This window comes from Streptomyces sp. NPDC086549, assembly GCF_044746205.1.
In the GTDB taxonomy this organism is placed as follows: domain Bacteria; phylum Actinomycetota; class Actinomycetes; order Streptomycetales; family Streptomycetaceae; genus Streptomyces.
The window spans coordinates 163,850-181,388 of sequence record NZ_JBIVBS010000016.1 but is presented as its reverse complement, the minus strand read 5'-3'; the positions used below and the strand labels follow the sequence as shown (position 1 = coordinate 181,388).

17 protein-coding genes and 1 pseudogene are annotated in these 17,539 nt (G+C 70.2%); 8 read left to right on the top strand and 10 right to left on the bottom strand.

Going from position 1 to position 17,539, the window contains the following annotated elements; genetic code table 11:
• Positions 1-39 precede the first annotated feature (39 nt).
• Genes ACIPSA_RS38740 through ACIPSA_RS38730 form a run of 3 tightly spaced genes read right to left on the bottom strand, consistent with a single transcriptional unit; the run spans position 40 to position 1,170 of the window.
• Positions 40-408 carry a cupin domain-containing protein gene (locus tag ACIPSA_RS38740; protein ID WP_402643642.1) on the bottom strand — a complete coding sequence of 123 codons (369 nt, stop codon included), beginning with the start codon at positions 406-408 and terminating at the stop codon, positions 40-42.
• A gap of 60 nt (positions 409-468) precedes the next feature.
• Positions 469-795, bottom strand: coding sequence for a ferredoxin (gene fdxA, locus ACIPSA_RS38735; RefSeq protein ID WP_402643639.1), 327 nt, complete (start codon positions 793-795; stop codon positions 469-471).
• A gap of 45 nt (positions 796-840) precedes the next feature.
• Positions 841-1,170 carry a hypothetical protein gene (locus ACIPSA_RS38730; protein ID WP_402643638.1) on the bottom strand — a complete coding sequence of 110 codons (330 nt, stop codon included), beginning with the start codon at positions 1,168-1,170 and terminating at the stop codon, positions 841-843.
• A 324-nt stretch (positions 1,171-1,494) separates the two neighbouring features.
• On the opposite strand from ACIPSA_RS38730, the gene ACIPSA_RS38725 reads away from it, so the two are divergent.
• The 5 genes and pseudogenes from ACIPSA_RS38725 to ACIPSA_RS38705 all read left to right on the top strand — a co-directional run bounded on the left by ACIPSA_RS38725 (position 1,495) and on the right by ACIPSA_RS38705 (position 6,383).
• A complete protein-coding gene (locus ACIPSA_RS38725; RefSeq protein ID WP_402643635.1) occupies positions 1,495-2,406 on the top strand; it encodes a multicopper oxidase family protein in 912 nt (303 codons plus the stop codon).
• Positions 2,407-2,529: 123 nt separating this feature from the next.
• Complete coding sequence (locus ACIPSA_RS38720) at positions 2,530-3,888, top strand: multicopper oxidase domain-containing protein (RefSeq protein WP_402643632.1); 1,359 nt, start codon at positions 2,530-2,532, stop codon at positions 3,886-3,888.
• 99 nt (positions 3,889-3,987) lie between these two features.
• Positions 3,988-4,689, top strand: a complete 702-nt coding sequence (locus tag ACIPSA_RS38715; RefSeq protein WP_402643630.1) for a helix-turn-helix transcriptional regulator — start codon at positions 3,988-3,990, stop codon at positions 4,687-4,689.
• 409 nt (positions 4,690-5,098) lie between these two features.
• A pseudogene (locus ACIPSA_RS38710) lies at positions 5,099-6,069 on the top strand (cbb3-type cytochrome c oxidase subunit I); the annotation flags it as partial.
• A 29-nt stretch (positions 6,070-6,098) separates the two neighbouring features.
• Complete coding sequence (locus tag ACIPSA_RS38705) at positions 6,099-6,383, top strand: hypothetical protein (RefSeq protein ID WP_402643628.1); 285 nt, start codon at positions 6,099-6,101, stop codon at positions 6,381-6,383.
• Positions 6,384-6,453: 70 nt separating this feature from the next.
• On the opposite strand, the gene ACIPSA_RS38700 is transcribed toward ACIPSA_RS38705, so the two are convergent.
• From ACIPSA_RS38700 to tgmA, 3 genes are read right to left on the bottom strand one after another with little or no spacing between them, the layout of a single operon-like run.
• Positions 6,454-7,341: a Gfo/Idh/MocA family protein gene (locus tag ACIPSA_RS38700; protein ID WP_402643625.1), complete on the bottom strand. Its 888-nt coding sequence runs from the start codon at positions 7,339-7,341 to the stop codon at positions 6,454-6,456.
• A gap of 35 nt (positions 7,342-7,376) precedes the next feature.
• A complete protein-coding gene (gene tgmB, locus ACIPSA_RS38695; protein WP_402643623.1) occupies positions 7,377-8,360 on the bottom strand; it encodes an ATP-grasp ribosomal peptide maturase in 984 nt (327 codons plus the stop codon).
• A gap of 14 nt (positions 8,361-8,374) precedes the next feature.
• Positions 8,375-8,566: a putative ATP-grasp-modified RiPP gene (tgmA, locus tag ACIPSA_RS38690; protein WP_402643620.1), complete on the bottom strand. Its 192-nt coding sequence runs from the start codon at positions 8,564-8,566 to the stop codon at positions 8,375-8,377.
• Positions 8,567-8,714: 148 nt separating this feature from the next.
• On the opposite strand from tgmA, the gene ACIPSA_RS38685 reads away from it, so the two are divergent.
• On the top strand, positions 8,715-9,107 hold the full coding sequence (locus tag ACIPSA_RS38685) for a hypothetical protein (protein ID WP_402643617.1): 393 nt from the start codon (positions 8,715-8,717) through the stop codon (positions 9,105-9,107).
• A gap of 24 nt (positions 9,108-9,131) precedes the next feature.
• Entirely contained in the window at positions 9,132-11,534 is a 2,403-nt protein-coding gene (gene tap, locus ACIPSA_RS38680; protein WP_402643616.1) for a telomere-associated protein Tap, read from the top strand.
• A 33-nt stretch (positions 11,535-11,567) separates the two neighbouring features.
• On the opposite strand, the gene ACIPSA_RS38675 is transcribed toward tap, so the two are convergent.
• The 4 genes from ACIPSA_RS38675 to ACIPSA_RS38660 form a co-directional block, all read right to left on the bottom strand.
• Positions 11,568-12,446 carry a fructosamine kinase family protein gene (locus ACIPSA_RS38675; RefSeq protein ID WP_402643614.1) on the bottom strand — a complete coding sequence of 293 codons (879 nt, stop codon included), beginning with the start codon at positions 12,444-12,446 and terminating at the stop codon, positions 11,568-11,570.
• A gap of 27 nt (positions 12,447-12,473) precedes the next feature.
• Positions 12,474-12,941 (bottom strand): hypothetical protein, encoded by a 468-nt coding sequence (locus tag ACIPSA_RS38670; protein WP_402643611.1) that lies wholly within the window; start codon positions 12,939-12,941, stop codon positions 12,474-12,476.
• A gap of 209 nt (positions 12,942-13,150) precedes the next feature.
• A complete protein-coding gene (locus ACIPSA_RS38665; RefSeq protein ID WP_402643608.1) occupies positions 13,151-14,020 on the bottom strand; it encodes a hypothetical protein in 870 nt (289 codons plus the stop codon).
• Positions 13,947-14,738 (bottom strand): GNAT family N-acetyltransferase, encoded by a 792-nt coding sequence (locus ACIPSA_RS38660; protein ID WP_402643606.1) that lies wholly within the window; start codon positions 14,736-14,738, stop codon positions 13,947-13,949. The genes ACIPSA_RS38665 and ACIPSA_RS38660 overlap by 74 nt, the downstream gene beginning before the upstream one ends.
• Before the next feature lie 195 nt (positions 14,739-14,933).
• Between ACIPSA_RS38660 and ACIPSA_RS38655 the strand changes: the two genes are divergently transcribed.
• Positions 14,934-17,462 carry a beta-L-arabinofuranosidase domain-containing protein gene (locus ACIPSA_RS38655; RefSeq protein ID WP_402643603.1) on the top strand — a complete coding sequence of 843 codons (2,529 nt, stop codon included), beginning with the start codon at positions 14,934-14,936 and terminating at the stop codon, positions 17,460-17,462.
• Positions 17,463-17,539 lie beyond the last annotated feature (77 nt).

The following is a 17,539-nucleotide window of genomic DNA, read 5'->3' as shown; positions in this document are numbered from 1 at the left end:
GAGGCCTCTCTGCATGTCGCGCGGCCGCTGTCGGCTCCCTCATGCGGTGGGCCAGGCCGCCAGGTTCTCGGTGAAATCGGGAGGGCAGGCCACGGCCATGACGGAGGCCGGTTCGGTTCCCGGGTTGGCCACGCTGACGCGCTCGCCGACGCCGATGTGCGCGGCCATACCCGGTGACAGGGTCCGGGACTGCCCTTCGTGCAGGAGCTCGATGGACCCGGCCAGCGGGATCAGCACGATCTCCGAAGGTCCGTGGGCGTGTTCGGGCATGCCGCCGTCGGCAGGGATCTCGATGTGGAAGACAGCGACCTGATCGGAGATGCCGGACGGGGTGAGCAGGGCCACGGTGGGACCGCCGGGGACGGGGGCGCGGTGCCGTTCGGTGCCGGCGATCTCGGCGATGTGCATGGGTCCTTCTTTCGGGGCTCGACTGCGCGGTTCGGTGTCAGGCGGTGGGTCAGGGACGAGTCACTCCGCGCCTGCTTGTGGCGGCAGAGCGGCGATCAGGGGGTGGTCGCGTTCGATGAGGCCCAGCGTCGATGCGCCGCCGGGCGACCCGAGCTCGTCGAAGAACTCCGTGTTCGCCTGGAGGTAGCCCTTCCATTCGGAAGGCAGGTCGTCCTCGTAGAAGATCGCCTCGACGGGGCACACCGGCTCACAGGCACCACAGTCCACGCATTCGTCGGGATGGATGTACAGCGACCGCTGTCCCTCGTAGATGCAGTCGACCGGGCACTCCTCGACACATGCCTTGTCCTTCACGTCCACACATGGCTGCGCGATCACATAGGTCATGGGTCCCTGCCTTTCTGCGACTCCGCCGGGCGCGGGCCAATTTATCTAATAAATATTAGGAACGCTAGTGCCGCGCTCGACCACGGTGCCATCACGGGGGCCCCGGTCGGTGTGCCTCCGTCGGCCGATGACGATGATTGCCAGGGCACCGGCGTCGCTGACGATCAGCCGGTAGCCGGCGCCGTGCAGTGCCCGCATGGCACGGACCATCGGGGTGGGGGCAGGGCACTTGAGGACAACCATGTGGCGTTGTCTTGCCCAGGACCAGTCGTACTGGGCGAAAAGCGGGGCGACGAGCGCGAAGACGGCCCGGGCGCAGCTGTCAGGAACCTGCGTGGTCGGGACAGCGTTCTCGGCCGCAGAACAAGGCGTCATGAGCGGGAACCTCAGCTGTGGGGACCAGGTGCGGCGACGCACCTGAATATCTCTGATACATATCGGCGATGGTAGCTGCTGGCGGCCTCCGAGCCCAGAGGCCTCAGGTGTCTCAGTCCGCCGACGCCCTTCTCGGCTCGGCCCGCGCGACTGCGATTGACCCCATGCCCCGTGTGACCAGGGGACATGCCGCAAGTTCGCGTCGGGGGTGGCGGCCGACCGGCACCTCGGGACCCCCAGGGTGCGACGCAGCTCACACTAGCCAAGGTCCCTTATTTTTATGATCCAAACTCGCTGCAATCTCCATCGCTGAGAGAAGGCAGCATGTCGAGAACGAAAGCCCTGATCAGTGCTGTCGCGTTCGCAGCAGCGCTGGCCACGCCCGCATGGACGGTGCCACTGGCCCTGACAGGCGGCGACACCAGCGCGGAATCCGTAGCGGCCGGATCCTCCCAGGCCGAGACATCCGGACACGACGACCAGGCGGCCGGCGGACACGGCGAGGCCGGGGCAGCCCGGACCGGCTCCACGGTGGTCGACGCCCAGACCTACAACGGCATGGTTCCTGGGCCGCTCATGCACGTGAACGTCGGTGACAAGGTCCGCATCGTCGTGCAGAACACGCTCCCCGAGTCGACAGTCGTCCACTGGCACGGCCTCCCGGTACCGAACTCCATGGATGGTGTCGCGGACGTCACCCAAGACCCCATCAAACCTGGTGAGTCGTTCACCTATTCGTTCACCGCGACGCGGGAATCCGTCGGCTGGTACCACTCACACCACAACGGGACCAAGCAGGTCGGTGACGGACTGTTCGGAACGTTCCTCATCGGCGACGTACCCGTGCCCAGGGGGGTCGAGGTCGCCCAGGAGATTCCCATGGTCCTCCAGGACGCCGACGCCATCGGACTCTCACTCAACGGCAAGTCGTTCCCCGCCACCGAGCCCATCAGGGCACGGAAGGGCGAGTGGCTCAAGCTCCACTACTTCAACGCGGGAACGCAGGCCCATCCCATGCACCTGCACGGCCTGGACCAGCTCGTCATCGCCAAGGACGGCTTCCCGCTGCCTCAGCCCTACAAGGCGGACACCGTCCTCGTAGCACCGGGCGAGCGCTACACGGTGCTCATCAAGGCAGACCAGCCCGGGACTTGGGCGTTCCACTGTCACATCTTCCCCCACTCCGAAGGGGCCCAGGGCATGTTCGGCATGTTCACCGAGTTGATCGTCACCTGACCGGGTGCCCGCTGCCCTGTGGCCCGCCGGCGGATTCGGCGTCGGACCTCGCCACACGACTGCGCACCGCGTACCCGATTCCGCGGCTGCGTCCCGATGGAACCGCTCGATTGGAGCACAACCGTGTCCGACAACACGGAGCCGGCCGGCTCCGGCAGAACCGTCACCGAGATAATCCGCCCCTTCGTTCCCGCGGTCACCACCGCGGTCACCCTCGGCCTGCTTCTGGGCCTGATCATCACCGGAGTGTTCCGGTCGGGCGTGTCCGGTCACACCGAGGCCGCCGGCCACGGTGCCCAGCCCGCCGCCGCGGCGGGCGGCACTGTGACCGTCGACCTCGAGTTGGGTGACATGTACGTCAAACCCTCCTCGATCACCGTCCCCGCCGGGTCCAAGGTGGTGGCCAAGGTCGTCAACAAGGGCGCCATGCCCCACAACATGTCGGTGCAGGGCAAGGATGTCCCGCTGCTCGACCCGGGAGCGTCGACCACGTACGAGTGGGGCGCCTTCGACCAGTCCACGCAGGCATGGTGCACCGTCCCCGGCCACAAGGAGGCGGGCCTGCTCCTGAACATCAATGTGCAGGGCGCCGGGACAGCGGACCACGCGAGCGACCACTCCGGCCGGAGCGGTGCGACCACCGCAGCCGACGGGGCCGCCAAGATCGACCCCAACGCCGAGCCCTCCAAGGACTGGAAGCCGGTCGATCCCGTGCTGCCCCCGTCAGGTCCGTCCACCCACGAGGTGACGCTGCACGTCAAGGAGACGGAGCAGGAGGTCGCCCCGGGCGTCCGCCAGCTCCTGTGGACCTACGACGGAAAGGCCCCCGGCCCCACCTTGCACGGCAAGGTCGGCGACACCTTCAAGGTGACCCTTGTCAACGACGGGTCGATACCGCACTCCATCGACTTCCATGCCTCCAAGGTCGCGCCCAACGTCCAGATGCGGACCATCAAGCCGGGAGAGAAGCTCCTCTACGAGTTCACCGCCAAGTACGCCGGAGCGTTCACCTACCACTGCGGGGCGGCGCCGATGATCCACCACATGGGCAACGGCAGGTTCGGCGCGATCATCATCGACCCGCCGAACCTGCCCAAGGTCGACAAGGAGTACGCCTTCGTCCAGTCCGAGCTCTACCTCGGGGCCCGCGGCAAGGTGTCCGACCTCAACAAGATGACGGAGGGCAAGAACGACGCGGTCGTCTTCAACGGCTACCACAACCAGTACGTCCACGCCCCGATCAAGGTCGACCCCATCTGGTTGAGCCCCAACGCTCCGCTGGTGGTGGTCGCCGGTCTGGTGGCCAACATCGGGGCGATAGCCCTGTGGGCGGTCAGCCGCACGCATGGACTGTCCTTCGGCCCGCATGGCGGTGGGCCTGAGGAAATCGGCGCTCTCGACGTGTCGGCCGGTCTGGCCGAGCTGATCACCCTGACCACCCTGGTCCTGCTGGTGACCTACAGGCCGGGTCCTGACCGGTGATCCTCTGAATCCATGAGGAAGAAGCCCGTGTCCCGGTGGACATCCTCCACTGGGACACGGGCTTCTTGGTTTCTACGAAAAATCTGTCATAATTGGTGCATGGTGGATTCAAGTACTGGTAGGCCAGGTCGAGCCCTCGCCAGCGACACCCGGCAGGCTGTCCTCGACCTGTTGCGCCGGTCCGGAAAGCCCGTCACCGTGCAGGAGATTTCCGCCGAGTTGGGTTTGCACACCAACACGGTCCGGTTCCACCTCAACCGCCTGATGCAGGACAACCACATCTGGGAAGAACAGGCGAGCGCGGTCGGGCCTGGCCGCCCGAGCATGGTGTACACCGCTGCCCAGTCGGCACGCCCCGAGCCCGAGGGCGGCTACCGATTCCTCGCTGAGATCCTGGCGAGCCATCTCGCGTCCACTTCCCCGGAACCCGAGACGACGTCGATCGCAGCCGGCCAGGAGTGGGGACGCTTCCTCACCGAGCGGCGCGCCCCGTTCGCGCGTGCCACCAGGGCGGAAGCGATCGAGCAGGTGCAGTCCATGCTCGCCGGCATGGGCTTCGATCCTGAAGTGGAAGAGGAGGGCAGCCGGATCCTCCTGCGCCATTGCCCCTTCCGCAAGGTCGCCGACGAACTGCCGGGCGTTGTCTGCTCGATTCACCTGGGACTGATGCGCGGAGCCCTCGCGGAGATGGGAGCGCCGGTGGAGGTCACCGAACTCCAGCGATTCAACGCTCCGCGTCCCTGCATCGCGAGCCTGAGCAACCCGAAGGAGCAGCAGGCTGGGCGTGACGCTCCGGCCTGACGCCGGCATGCGCCCCTTGTTCACACAGCCTGGCGGATCCGCGGCATGGCCGGGTCCGCCATTTCACGCATGCGTACGTGCTCCGCACGAGGACCCGATGGCGGACACAGCCGACGGGGCACTCGTCGGCGTACGCGCACCCTTCACCTCTACGCCGGCTGCGCGATGACGCAGGTCGGAGTGCCCGTCGCGGCGGATTCACGATTTTAAACGAATAATACATGTGTTAATCTCGGCGAGCCCTGATCGGCCCATTGAGGAGCCGACGGACCCCTTGGTGCAGGTCGTGTTGGGGCTGGCTGTGCCCATTGGGGCGAGAGCTCGCCGTCTACCTACGGTTCGTGCCTGTGCTCACTGATTTCTCCAAGAAATATCCGCGCGCATCTTCGGAAGGGAACCCGGAGTGAGCATGAAAGATCTCGCCCCGACGACCGTGCCTCCCTCACCGGCAGACGCGGCCGACGCGGCCAGCGCGGCCGGCGGGCGACGGAACAGCAAGGTGATCGGCTGGCTGACGGCCACCGACCACAAGGTGATCGGCAGCCTCTACCTGATCACGTCGTTCGCGTTCTTCCTCGTCGGCGGAGTGATGGCGCTCCTGCTGCGCGCCGAACTGGCCCGCCCCGGACTGCAGATCATGACGAACGAGCAGTTCAACCAGACGTTCACCATGCACGGCACAGTGATGCTGCTGATGTTCGCGACCCCGCTGTTCAGTGGCTTCGCGAACTGGATCATGCCGCTCCAGATCGGCGCCCCCGACGTGGCGTTCCCGCGCCTCAACATGCTCGCGTACTGGTTCTATCTGTTCGGATCGCTGATCACCGTCGGCGGCTTCGTCACCCCGCAGGGTGCGGCGAGCTTGGATGGTTCGTCTACGCGCCGCTGTCCGACGCCACACACAGCCCCGGGGTCGGTGGCGACATGTGGATCATGGGTCTGGCCCTGTCCGGCCTCGGCACCATCCTGGGCGCCGTCAACTTCATCACGACGATCGTGTGTCTGCGTGCCCCGGGCATGACGATGTTCCGGATGCCGATCTTCACCTGGAACGTCCTGCTCACCTCACTGATCGTGCTGATCGTCTTCCCGGTGCTGGCCGCCGCGCTGCTCGCCCTGGAGATGGACCGCAAGTTCGGCGCCCACGTCTTCGACGCGGCCAACGGTGGGGCACTGCTGTGGCAGCACCTGTTCTGGTTCTTCGGCCATCCCGAGGTGTACGTCATCGCGATTCCCTTCTTCGGGATCATCTCGGAAGTCATCCCCGTCTTCGCCCGCAAGCCGATGTTCGGCTACCTCGGCCTCGTCGGGGCGACGATGGCCATCGCCGGCCTGTCCATCACCGTCTGGGCACACCACATGTTCGCGACGGGAGGTGTCTCTCCGGATACCTCCTCTGGCAGGCGGAAGTGAAAGAGGCGCGCGACGCCGCGGAGACATTCGCCGACCGTCTGACCTGGCTGACGACCGCGCAGCGCGAGGCCGTCGTCCGCGTCTACACCGACGACCGGCTGGAGACAGCCCGCGAGGTCCTGTTGCGTATCGCCGGTCGGACTCTCGAACTGCGGGACGAATATCAGGCCCGCTATCGGACGATGCGAGCGAGACTCCTCTCCGCGTCGTTGATCGTCGCGACCGTCGCGGTCGCGGTGGCGGTGGTCTGGCTCATGGCGACGGTGAACCTGCACCGGTGAGCCGCGCCGCAGCCGGTGGCGGACCTGATCCACCCGCTGCGGCATGAAAGAGACACGCTCTGGTCGAGCTCTAGTCGGCTTCGCCGTTCAGTCGGGCCTCGGCCATGGCGAGGATCTCGGTGACCCGTAGGCCGAAGGCCGCGTCGCAGGAGTGGGGACGGCCCGTGCGGGCGGCCGCGAAGAGGGCCTCGGCGGCTCGGGCGACGGCGGGAACCGCTCCTTCGCTGCTGCGCGGAAGGAGCGTCACCCCCGCCTCGCCCCGGAGCTCGACCGCGGCCCCGGCCGCCGCCGGCGGGGCCGTGAGGCTCAGGGCCAAGGTGCTCGATGTGTCGGTGACATGGTCGAGGACGAGGTGGACGGTGTCCCCGGGGCCGTGCGCCGCGGCCGTCACCCCGCGGACGTCGCCGAGCACCGGCAGGAGCACGGACAGGGCGTGCGGGCCGACGTCCCACAGTGCGCCCTTCGCCCTGCGCCACGGCGAGGCCGCGAACGGGCTGTCACTGGTGAACACCGCCCCGAGCCACTCCGCCCGCGCGGTGAACCAGCCCGTGACGGCGGCCTGTTCGTCGATCCAGGCCTGCGGCTCCTTCTGGAACCGTGTGGTGAAGAACACGACCGAGGCGACACCGGCCCGCTCGGCCGCCTCCACCACCGCCCGGCCGTCGGCGACGCTCAGGGCGAGCGGTTTGTCCAGCAGCAGATGACAGTGCGCACGGGCCGCGCGCACCGCCAGGTCCGCCTGCACGGTCGGTGGCAGCGCCACGGCCACCGCGTCCACGTCGTCGAGCAGGGCGTCCACGTCGTCGTACGCCCGCGTGCCGTACTGCTCGGCCAAGGCCGAGGCAGCCTCCGGACGGCGGCCCCACACCCCGGCGAAGTCCAGTCCACCGTGCCCGCTCAGTGCGGGGGCGTACGCCCCCTGCGCCCACGGTCCGGTCCCGAGCAGTCCCACACGCATATGGCGGTCCCTTCCTGATGCCGTTGCCGATGCCGTCAAGGAGCCGATCTCCTGGCTCCGTTGACGTACGCCCCTGCCGATTCGGTGTCCTGAGCCAGCCACTCCGCGATGGAGCGGGCGATCGGCTGACCCGTGTCCATCTCGACGAAGCCGAACTGGCCCGACTGGTTGCACTCCAGGAACCACCAGATCCCGTCGGCGTCCTCCGCGAAGTCGAAGGCCCCGTAGGCGAGTTCTGCCCCCTTCATATAGGTGTGCACGGCCTCCGCGGTACGTGGGGGCACGTCCACGGGCTGCCAGGGGGAGACGGACGGGGCGAAGCGGACGTCCACGTCGTCGGGGTCGGCGTCCTCGGCGACCGCCTTGCGGGCGGCGAGCAACCGGTCGCCGACGACGGTGAGACGTATGTCGGCCCGCTTCGCCACCCGTCGCTGCAGCAGGGTCGGTCCGAAGGCGACGGCCGAGAAGTCGGTGTCCGGCGCGACCCGGCTCGTCGGCACCGCCCGCGGCGGCTCCTGCGGATGCGCGCCCGACACGGGCTTGACCACCAGGTCCGGGAAACGCGCCGCGAACTCCCGGGCGGCCTGGGGAAAGGTCGTGATCAGAGTGGCCGGCACGGGCAGCCCGCTGCGCTGGGCCAGCCGCAGCTGCCAGGGCTTGTGCCGTGCCCGCTGGGCGGCGTCGGGATCGTTCATCCAGCGGGCGTCGGTGCAGCGCAGCATGCCGTACAGCGCCTGGGAGGACTCCTCGGTCAGCCAGGCGGACGGCTGGGCGGCCCGGGCGGCCGCGATGCCCGGCCTGCGCACCCAGATGGAGCGCAGACCGTTCATGCTCACCAGGCGGCCCGCCACGGACAGGTGTCCGCGGCAGGCCCCCTGCACGTACTCGCCCGAGAGGGCGACCCGGCTGGTGAGATCGGCGGGGTCGAGTCGGACCACGGGCACACCGGCCTCGTTGAGCCGGAGGACCACCATGTCCGCCGTCACGTCCTCGTCGGAAGTCAGGATGAGCACGGTCATCGGGGAATCCGCGGTCAGTCGTCGAAGTGCGTCTTGGAACCCGCCGTGGAGGTAGTGGTCCCCAGCGCTCTTAGCGTTGCGTGATCGGCGGCTGCGATCCGGCCATCGGGGAACACGTTCAACTGCAGTCCGGAGTCGTACGCGTACGGAGCGGTGACTTCCAACTGCACTGCGGGGCGCGCGTAGTTGAGCGTGAACGGTTGCATGGTCTCTCCCTGTTTAAAGCTTCCATGCACTTATACGAATCGAACGCGTGGTTGGTTTCCTTACTCTGAGTAATCTCAGCCCGATTTAAGATCCCGTTAAGGATCAACAGAACGTTGTTCCGTTGCGTGGCTGAGATAGCATGCCCGCATGGCACATGACGCCCAGGACGAAGAGGCCCGTCGGAGGCTTTCCGCCCTGGCGGAACATCCCGCCGACGACGGCGCTCCGGCGGACCGGCTCGCACGGGACGCGGCCCTGCTCGGCCGGCTGCTGGCGGCCGCCGACCGCCGAGGGGCGGACGGCGACGAACCGGCGCCGGAGGTGACCGTGGACCACATCGGCGCCGCGCTCAGCCTCTTCGACGAACTGCGGCACCAACTGGACCGCCTGGAGAGCCAGGTGGTCATGGAGGCGCGGCGCCGGGGCATGGACTGGCGGCAGATCGCCCGGCACCAGGGCCTGAACTCCTCCCAGGCCGCCTCGCAGCGCCACCAGCGGCTGACGACCCGGCTCGAAGAGATCCGCCAGGGCGTCCGGTAGCCCGGTAGAAAGACGGATGTGGAAATGACGGACCAGCCCGACGAACTGTTCGCGGCAGTCGACTCCCTGCTCGCCGCCGTCGACGGCGGCACCGTGCTGCCCACCCCCGCGGAGCGGGTGAGGCTGCGCGAGACGGCCGGGCTGACGCAGGCCGCCGTGGCCCAGGCGCTCGGCGTCCGCGTGCCGAGCATCCAGGCCTGGGAGGCGGGCCGCGCCGAGCCCAAGGGCGAGCGCCTGGAGGCCTACCGCAGACTCCTCGACGGCCTGGCCTCCCGCTATCCGGCCGCGACGCCGCCCGCCTCGGCGACAGGCGCGGGCCCCGAACGCCCGCACGCGCCCGCGGCGGACCCGGTCCCGAGCGACCAGCCGGCGCACGCGCCGGAACTCCCCACCACGGGCACGAGCCCGGAGCACGGCCGGCCCACCGCCGAGAACGGGGCCCCGCCACCCGAGGCGGAGGGCGCCGGGCAGGGGCCCGCCGGCGACAACGCCGCACACTCGGGCCGGGGCGGCGCTCGGCCCGCCGCGTGGCACGCGGGCCAGGGCTCGGCCCCCGGGGGAGCTCAGGCATCCGCCGGGTACAGGTCCCCGGCCGCAGCGGGACCGTCCGGTGAGGAGTCCGCCGTCGCGCGTTCGGGGGCGGACGCGGTCCGGCGCGGACCGGCTGCCGGGCCGCGCCGTCCGGCCGCGCGCAAGGGCGCGGCCAAGGCGCCCCGGAGCGCCGCAGAGTCCGTGCCCGCCGAGGCCGTCGACCCGCGCTTCGCCCACGGGCCCCTCGCCGTGGTCGACGCGGACGGCGGTGAGGTCAGCGCGTACTGCGTCGGCGGTCTCGTCCTCGACGTGCCCGCGAAGTCGCTGCCGGCGCTGGTGGAGTGGACGCTGACGGAGGCGAGGCTCGGACAGCCCCGGCTGCACCGCTCGGGCAAGGACGCCGACCCCCTCGTCGTGCTGACCGCGGCGGCGTGCGAGCGTTACGGGCTGCCCGCCGGCCTGAGCGACGAGGAGCGCCTCGCGGGCCGTGTCCCGGAGTCCCACAAGGTGGTCCGGCAGCTGAAGAAGGCCGACTGGCAGCTCACCAAGCGCGGATTCGGCCCGTGGGCCCGCATCTACCGGCCCGCCCAGGGCGGCCGGCGCTCGTGCGTCCAGCTCTGCATCCCCTCCTGGCACGCCCTGGACACCCGGCACTGGGGTGACGCCGCCGAACTGCCACCCGCCGAACTCGCCCACGTACTGGGCATGTACGCCACCCGGGTCCTCACCCCGCGCGGCTCCACCGCCGTCACCGGCCTGGAGCTGATGACCGCGCTGCACCCGCCCACCCGCGCGGTGAAGGACGACAACGGACAGTGGGTGTCCGCACCGAACCCGGGCGCGCTGACCCAGGTGGTGGACTGCGCCCCCTGCGAGGCCCCTGACGGCCACCCGCTCCTCGCCCACCTGCCGCGCTTCCACCAGCGCACCCCGTCCGAGGTGCTGCGCGAGGAGGCCTACGACTGGGCCCGGCCGCTGACCGACGAGGAGTGCATGAACCCGTACCTCGTCGGGATCGACGTCAACATGGCCTTCGCGGCGGCCGCCAACCGCACCGTCGTCGGCCTGGGCGCGCCGGTCCACGCGCACAACCCCGCCTTCGACCCGTCGCTTCCCGGTTCCTGGCTGGTGGACCTCTCCCACATCCGGCTGGACCCGCGCCTGCCGAGCCCCTTCACCCCGGACGGCGACGCGCCCCTCGGCCCGGCCTGGTACGCGACTCCGACGGTGGCGTACGCACAGGAACTCGGCTACGAGGTCGCCCCCTTGGAGGCGTACCTCCGTCCCGAGCACGGCCCGTATCTCGACGCCTGGTACACCCGCCTGCGCGACGCGTACATCGCCACCATGGCCGACCTCGGCATCACCACCGGGATGACGCCGGAGGAGTTCCTGACCGCGATGGACGGACACAAGGACCGGGACCCGCAGTCGGCCCTGGTCCTGGCGGCGATCAAGGCCACGGTCAAGGGCGGCATCGGCAAACTGCGCGAGCGGGCCCGCACCGGATGGCGGCCGGGAGAACGCTGGCCGGCGCTGGAAAGGCCGACGTGGCGGCCCGACATCCGTGCGGCCGTCATCTCCAAGGCGCGGATCAACATGCATCGCAAGATGCTGGCCACGGCCCGGGCGACCGGCCGGTACCCGGTGGCGGTGCTGTCCGACTGCGCGGTGTACGCCTCCGACGGCCCGGCCCCCCTCGACTTCCTGCCCTACCGGGACGGCAAGCCCCTGCCCGGCGGCTTCCGGATCGGTGTGAGCCCGGGCATGGTCAAGCACGAGGGCACGCAGAGCGTGCTGTGGGCGGAAGGCCTGCGCGAGGAGCACGGCGACCACCTCAACCTGGCCCGCTACATCAAGTCCGGCCGGATCCACGCCCCGGACGCGGAGGAGTAGTCCCCGCCCCGGCCTGACACGGGACCGGCCCGGTCACGTCGCCACGGCCCTCCGGGCGACCGCGAGGGCCTGTTCCGCGTAACCCCGGCCGAACAGCACCGCGTGCACCAGAAGCGGGAAGAGCTGGTGCACGCCGATGCGGTCCTCCCAGCCGTCGGCCGGCGGGGCCGCCTCCCGGTAGCCGTCCAGCACGCGGTTCAGGTGGGGGCAGCCGAAGAGGTGGAGCATCGCCAGGTCGGTCTCCCGGTGCCCGCCGTGCGCGGCCGGGTCGATGAGCCGGACGTGACCGTCGGTCCCCCACAGCACGTTGCCGTTCCACAGGTCGCCGTGCAGCCGGGCGGGCGGCTCGGTGGGTCCGGACAGCTCGGGCAACCGCTCGCAGACGCGCTCGACCACGCCGGCCTCGCCGGGCTGGACGGTCCCGTTGTCGACCGCGCCGCGCAGATAAGGCAGCACCCGGTGCTCGGCGTACCAGCGTGGCCAGTCGGTGCCGGGCGCGTTGCGCATGGGGGCGAGACCGATGTACGCCTCCTCGGGGCCGCCGGGCGGCGGGGCACCGAACGCCGGTGCCCCGGCGGCGTGCAGGGCGGCCAGCTCCTGTCCGAAGCGGAACGCCGCCTCGGCACCCGGCCGCCCGGCCGGGACACGGTCGATCATCATCCACCGCTCGTCGTGCCCGTACACCTCCGGTACCCGGACCGCCCCGGCCGCGGCCAGCCAGCGCAGCCCGGCCACCTCGGCCCGGACGGCACCGGGGGCGTCGCCGCGCTTGGCGATCACCACCCGGCCGTCCTCGAGCGTCACCTCCGCGAGGTTCCCGGACAGCGCCCGTTCACTCGTGACCGGGCGTCCGGTGAGCCGGGCCACCGCGGAGCCCGGCCCCTCGCCCGCTTCTTCGCCGCGCTCGACCACGGTCCCCAGCGTACGGTCCGCGCGGGATCAGCTGCCCCAGGTCCCCTGGTCCGAGGCGCAGTTCCAGCCGGTGCCCTTCAGCGTGAACTTCACCTTGTAGGTGTGGGTGTTGAGCAGGTGCGTCGGCACCTTCATGCCGAGGCTGGCCTTCTTCTTCAGCGTCAGCGTGTACACCGACACGACCTTGGTCGTGTTCTTGGTGATCTTGCCGCCCGTGGCCTTGGCCGTGCCGAAGCGGATGTTCTTGACGTCGGTGACCGTGAGGGTGACCTTCGAGAAGCTCTTGGTCGTGCTCTTGTTCTTGAGCCCGAAGTAGAGGCCGCCGTTGGTGACCCATCCGTGCGAGTTGACGTAGAAGCGGCCCGGGTAGACGAGGTCGATCGGGCAGCCGGAACTCTTCGGCGCCGAGGTCTGCGCGGACGCGGCTCCCGCGAAGCCGAGCTGGGCGGCGGTGACGATCCCGGCCGCGGCCAGGACCGTGGCGGATGTGCGCATGCGATTCACTGTGGTGTTACCTCCCCCTGTGGCCCGGACGGGCCACGACGGCAGAATCTCATCTCCGGTATCCCGAAGACCTCTGAATTACAGGGCATTTCGAACGTTGCTACGACGATTTTCGGCCGAACCCGCTCAGTTGCTGTTCGCGTCGAGGAGCCGCAGCGGGTGAACCTCAGCTGATGTGGCGCACCCGCGTCGCGCCTCGATCAGCGGTCCGAGGTGCGGGGTAGACCGACCGGGTTGCCGGACGGCAGCAGCCCGGAGTCCCGGACGGTCCGGGCCAGTGGTTCGAGGAGGGTGGCGAGACGCGCGGTGCGGTCCGCGCCCAGGGCGGCCCAGGGTCGCTCGGCCGCGGCGTCGGTCTGCGCCTCGACGGCCGCGCGCCCGGCCGCGCCGGCCGGCGTCAGGGCGCCGTCCCGCCCGAGCCACCCGCGCTCGCGCAGCCCGGCAGCGGCCTCCTGCCAGGCCGGGACGTCCCACGCGCGGGTCTCCCGCAGCATCCGGTCGTCCCCTTCACCGGCGGCCGCCTTCAGCACCATCGCCTCGACCGGTCCGAGACCGTGGCACACCAGAACCGCGAAGTGCCCGTCACCCCGGTGTTCCCGCAGTGTGGTGAGGGCCTGCCAGAGCCGCACATGCGGCTGCTCCGGGCGGTCCACGGCCTGGTTGGCGGCGGCGAGAACCCGGCCGGCGGTGTCCGCGGCCATGGCCGCCTCCCAGGCCAGATCGGCGGCCTCGGCCATCTCCGGCGAGCCGACGGCGTCCGTCCCGAACAGCCGTGTCATCGCGGCGTCCATGGCCTGCTGCCGCGCCGCGAGAACGTCGGCCGGGACTGCGTACCGCCATGCGTCGGGCAGCGCCCGCGTCACGCGGTCGGGGTGGAAGACATAGAAGGAACCGGTGACGACGGAGGCGGGCACCGCGCCCAGCGGTGCCGCGCGCAGCGCGAAGTAGCCCATCCAGAAGCCGCGCATCCCGAGTCCGTCGGCGGTCTGACGCGCCTCAGGGGCGAAGTAGATGAGGTCGTGCACCGGCTCGTACCGCTCCCACAGTGCCCGCGACAGCCCGTCGCCCACGGCGTCCCCCCGTCCCGCGGCCCGCGCCGCTCGGTTCCGTTGCGTACCCACGATCATGACTCGCGCCGGGAACAGCGCGCGACATGACCGCGGTCACATGGGGTGCGGGGACCACCCGGAGAGGCTGATCTCCGCCGTCGGCAGCGGGAGTCAGGTGGCGCCGCCGGAGGCGGCGATCCGTCCGATGCGACCGACGCCCGCTGCGGTGAACCACAGGGCACCGAGGCGGCGTCACGGGTATCTGTGTTCCTGGGCGCGGGCGACGTGCGTGTTCAACAGCCGAGGGGAGGGGGGCGAAGCCGTGGCGGGCGTACGCCGGGATCGCCCGGGGGCTGGAGTGCACGGTGACCCGTTCGAGGCCGAGTTCGCGGGCCCTGGTCAGGACCGCGTCGATCAGGCGGCCGCCGAGTCCGCCGTCGCGCTCGGCGGGGACGACGTACACGCACTGCAGGTCCCCGGACGCCCGCAGCGGGGCGCGCGGACTGGGTACGCGCTGGAGGACCGCGAGCCAGGCCATGCCGATGACGGTCTCGCCGCGGAGCAGGACCGTGCAGCGGTGCGAGGAGCCGTTCTCCCGCGCCCAGGCGACGAAGTGCCGTACGAACTCGTCCCGTTCGGTGACCGGTTCGCCTTCGTTCTCGAGGATCCACTGCCAGCGCAGCTCGGCGACGGCGGTCAGTTCGTCGGGGGCGGCCGGGCGGATGGTGATGGTGTCCACCCGTGGCATTGTCCGGGCGTCTGGCTCGGCCGTCACTCCCGCGTGCTGTCCCGGCGGTGTCATTGACATCAGGAGTCAGTCCTCTACCGTGGAGCCCCGCACAGCATGTCGCACAGTCTTCGATATTTCGAACCACAGCCAGTGGGGCGGGGGCCGGGACTCCCCGTCCCGCGCCATCGACATGCGGAGGACATCGTGACCCCACCTCTCGGCAGACGGACGTTCCTCACCGCGGCCGGCGCGGCGGCGACCCTGACCGTGACGGACGGCCCCGCGGCCCGGGCGGCACAACGCCCCGCCGCCGCACCCCGATCGAAGGCCGCGCAGGTGCGGCCCTTCCCGCTCACCGCCGTGTCCCTGCTGACCGGCCCGTTCCAGGACAACCAGAGCCGCAACACCGCCTATCTGCGCTTCGTCGACATCGATCGCCTGCTGCACGCCTTCCGCCGCAACGTCGGACTGCCCAGCAGCGCCCAGCCCTGCGGCGGCTGGGAGGCCCCGACCGTCGAGTTGCGCGGACACTCCACCGGTCATCTGCTCTCCGGTCTCGCCCTGACCCACGCCAACACGGGCGACACCGCGTTGCGCGACCAGGGCCGCCGACTGGTCGCCGCGCTGGCGGCGTGCCAGGCCGCGTCGCCGTCGGCTGGCTTCGGCAAGGGGTACCTGTCGGCCTTCCCGGAGAGTTTCTTCGACCGGCTGGAGGCCGGTACGGGGGTCTGGGCCCCGTACTACACCCTGCACAAGATCATGGCGGGGCTGGTGGACCAGTACCGGCTGGCGGGCAACGACCAGGCCCGGGACGTGGTCATCGGCATGGGCGAGTGGGCCGACCGGCGCACCGCGAAGCTGAGTCACGAGCAGATGCAGCGCGTGCTGGAGACCGAGTTCGGCGGCATGAACGACGTACTCGCCGACCTGCACGCGATCACCGGTGACGCCGTCTGGCTGGAGGTCGCCGAGCGCTTCACGCACGACCGGGTCTTCGACCCGCTGGCCGCGAACGAGGACCGGCTGGCCGGGCTGCACGCCAACACACAGATCCCCAAGATGGTCGGGGCGATGCGACTGTGGCAGGAAGGTCTGCCGGATCGCTACCGCACCATCGCCGAGAACTTCTGGCAGATCGTCACCGACCACCACACCTATGTCATCGGCGGCAACAGCAACGGCGAGGCGTTCCACGAACCGGACGTCATCGCGGGCCAGTTGTCCAACGGCACCTGCGAGAACTGCAACAGCTACAACATGCTCAAGCTGACCAGGCTGCTGCACCTGCACGCCCCGGAGCGCACCGACCTCCTCGACTACTACGAGCGCACCCTGTTCAACCAGATGCTCGGCGAGCAGGACCCCGGCTCCGCGCACGGCTTCAACATCTACTACACCGGCCTCGGCCCCGGCGCGTTCAAGCAGCAGCCCTCCTTCATGGGAACGGACCCCGACGCCTACTCCACCGACTACGACAACTTCTCCTGCGACCACGGCACCGGCATGGAGACGCAGGCCAAGTTCGCCGACACGATCTACACGCACGACGAACAGCGCCTGCTGGTCAACCTGTTCATACCGTCCCAGGTGAACTGGCAGGAGAAGGGCATCACCTGGCGGCAGACCACGCGCCTGCCCGACGCCGCCTCGACCCTGCTCACGGTCACCGCCGGAGGTGCCGCACACCAGCTCCTGGTCCGTGTTCCCGCCTGGGCCTCGGGCGCCCGCGTCCGGCTCAACGGACGTACCCTCTCCGACCGTCCGGCTGCGGGCAGTTGGCTGATTATCGACCGTACCTGGCGCACCGGCGACCGGGTCGAGCTCACGCTGCCCATGCGGACGCGGGTCGAGGCGACGCCCGACGACCCCGACGTCAAGGCCGTCCTGCACGGACCCGTGGTCCTGGCCGGCGCGTACGGCGGCACCGCGAACCCGTGGATGCCCCGCCTCGACACCGCCTCGATCAGCCAGGCATCGGCCGACCCGCTGCGCCTGACGGCGACCGACGACAGCGGGACCGTCACGCTGCTGCCGATCGCCCGTATCCACCACCAGCACTACAACGTCTACTGGCTGACCGGCCAACCACCCTCCGCGCCGCCGGAGTTCGCGGCCTGGCACCGGTTTGACGAGACCTCGGGCACGACGGCCGCGGATGCCACCGGCAACGGAAAGGCGGCGACACTCGCCGGCGGCGCCTCGTGGACGCAGGGGCACACCGCCGGAGCGGTGGCCCTGGACGGCGCCGACGGCCATGTCACCCTCGCCGAGGACCTGCTGGCAGGCGCGTCCGCGTACTCGGTGGCGACCTGGGTCAGGCTGACCGGCCGGCCCGCCACCTGGAGCCGCGTCTTCGACTTCGGCACCGGCGTGAGCGCCAACATGTTCCTGACCCCGCTCAGTGACGCGGGCACCCTCCGGTACGCCATCACCGCCGGCGGCGGGGGAGCGGAGCAGCGCATCGACGCCGATCCGCTGCCCGCCGACCGCTGGGTGCACGTCGCCGTGACGTACGGAGCGGGCACCGCCGTGCTCTACGTGGACGGGCAGGAGGCGGGCCGCAACACGGCGGTCACCGTCGAGCCGCGCTACTTCGGCAACCACATCAGGGCCGCCTACATCGGCAGGTCCCAGTACCCCGACCCGTACCTGAAGGCGGCGGTCGACGACTTCCGTGTCTACGGCAGGACACTGACCGCGGCCGAGGTCGGGACGCTGGCCGGGGAGAGCTGACCGGCCCGCGTCCGCGGAGTCCGCCGAGCCCGGCCCAGGGGGTGTCATGCGCTCGTCCACCCCGGGGCCGGGCGCTG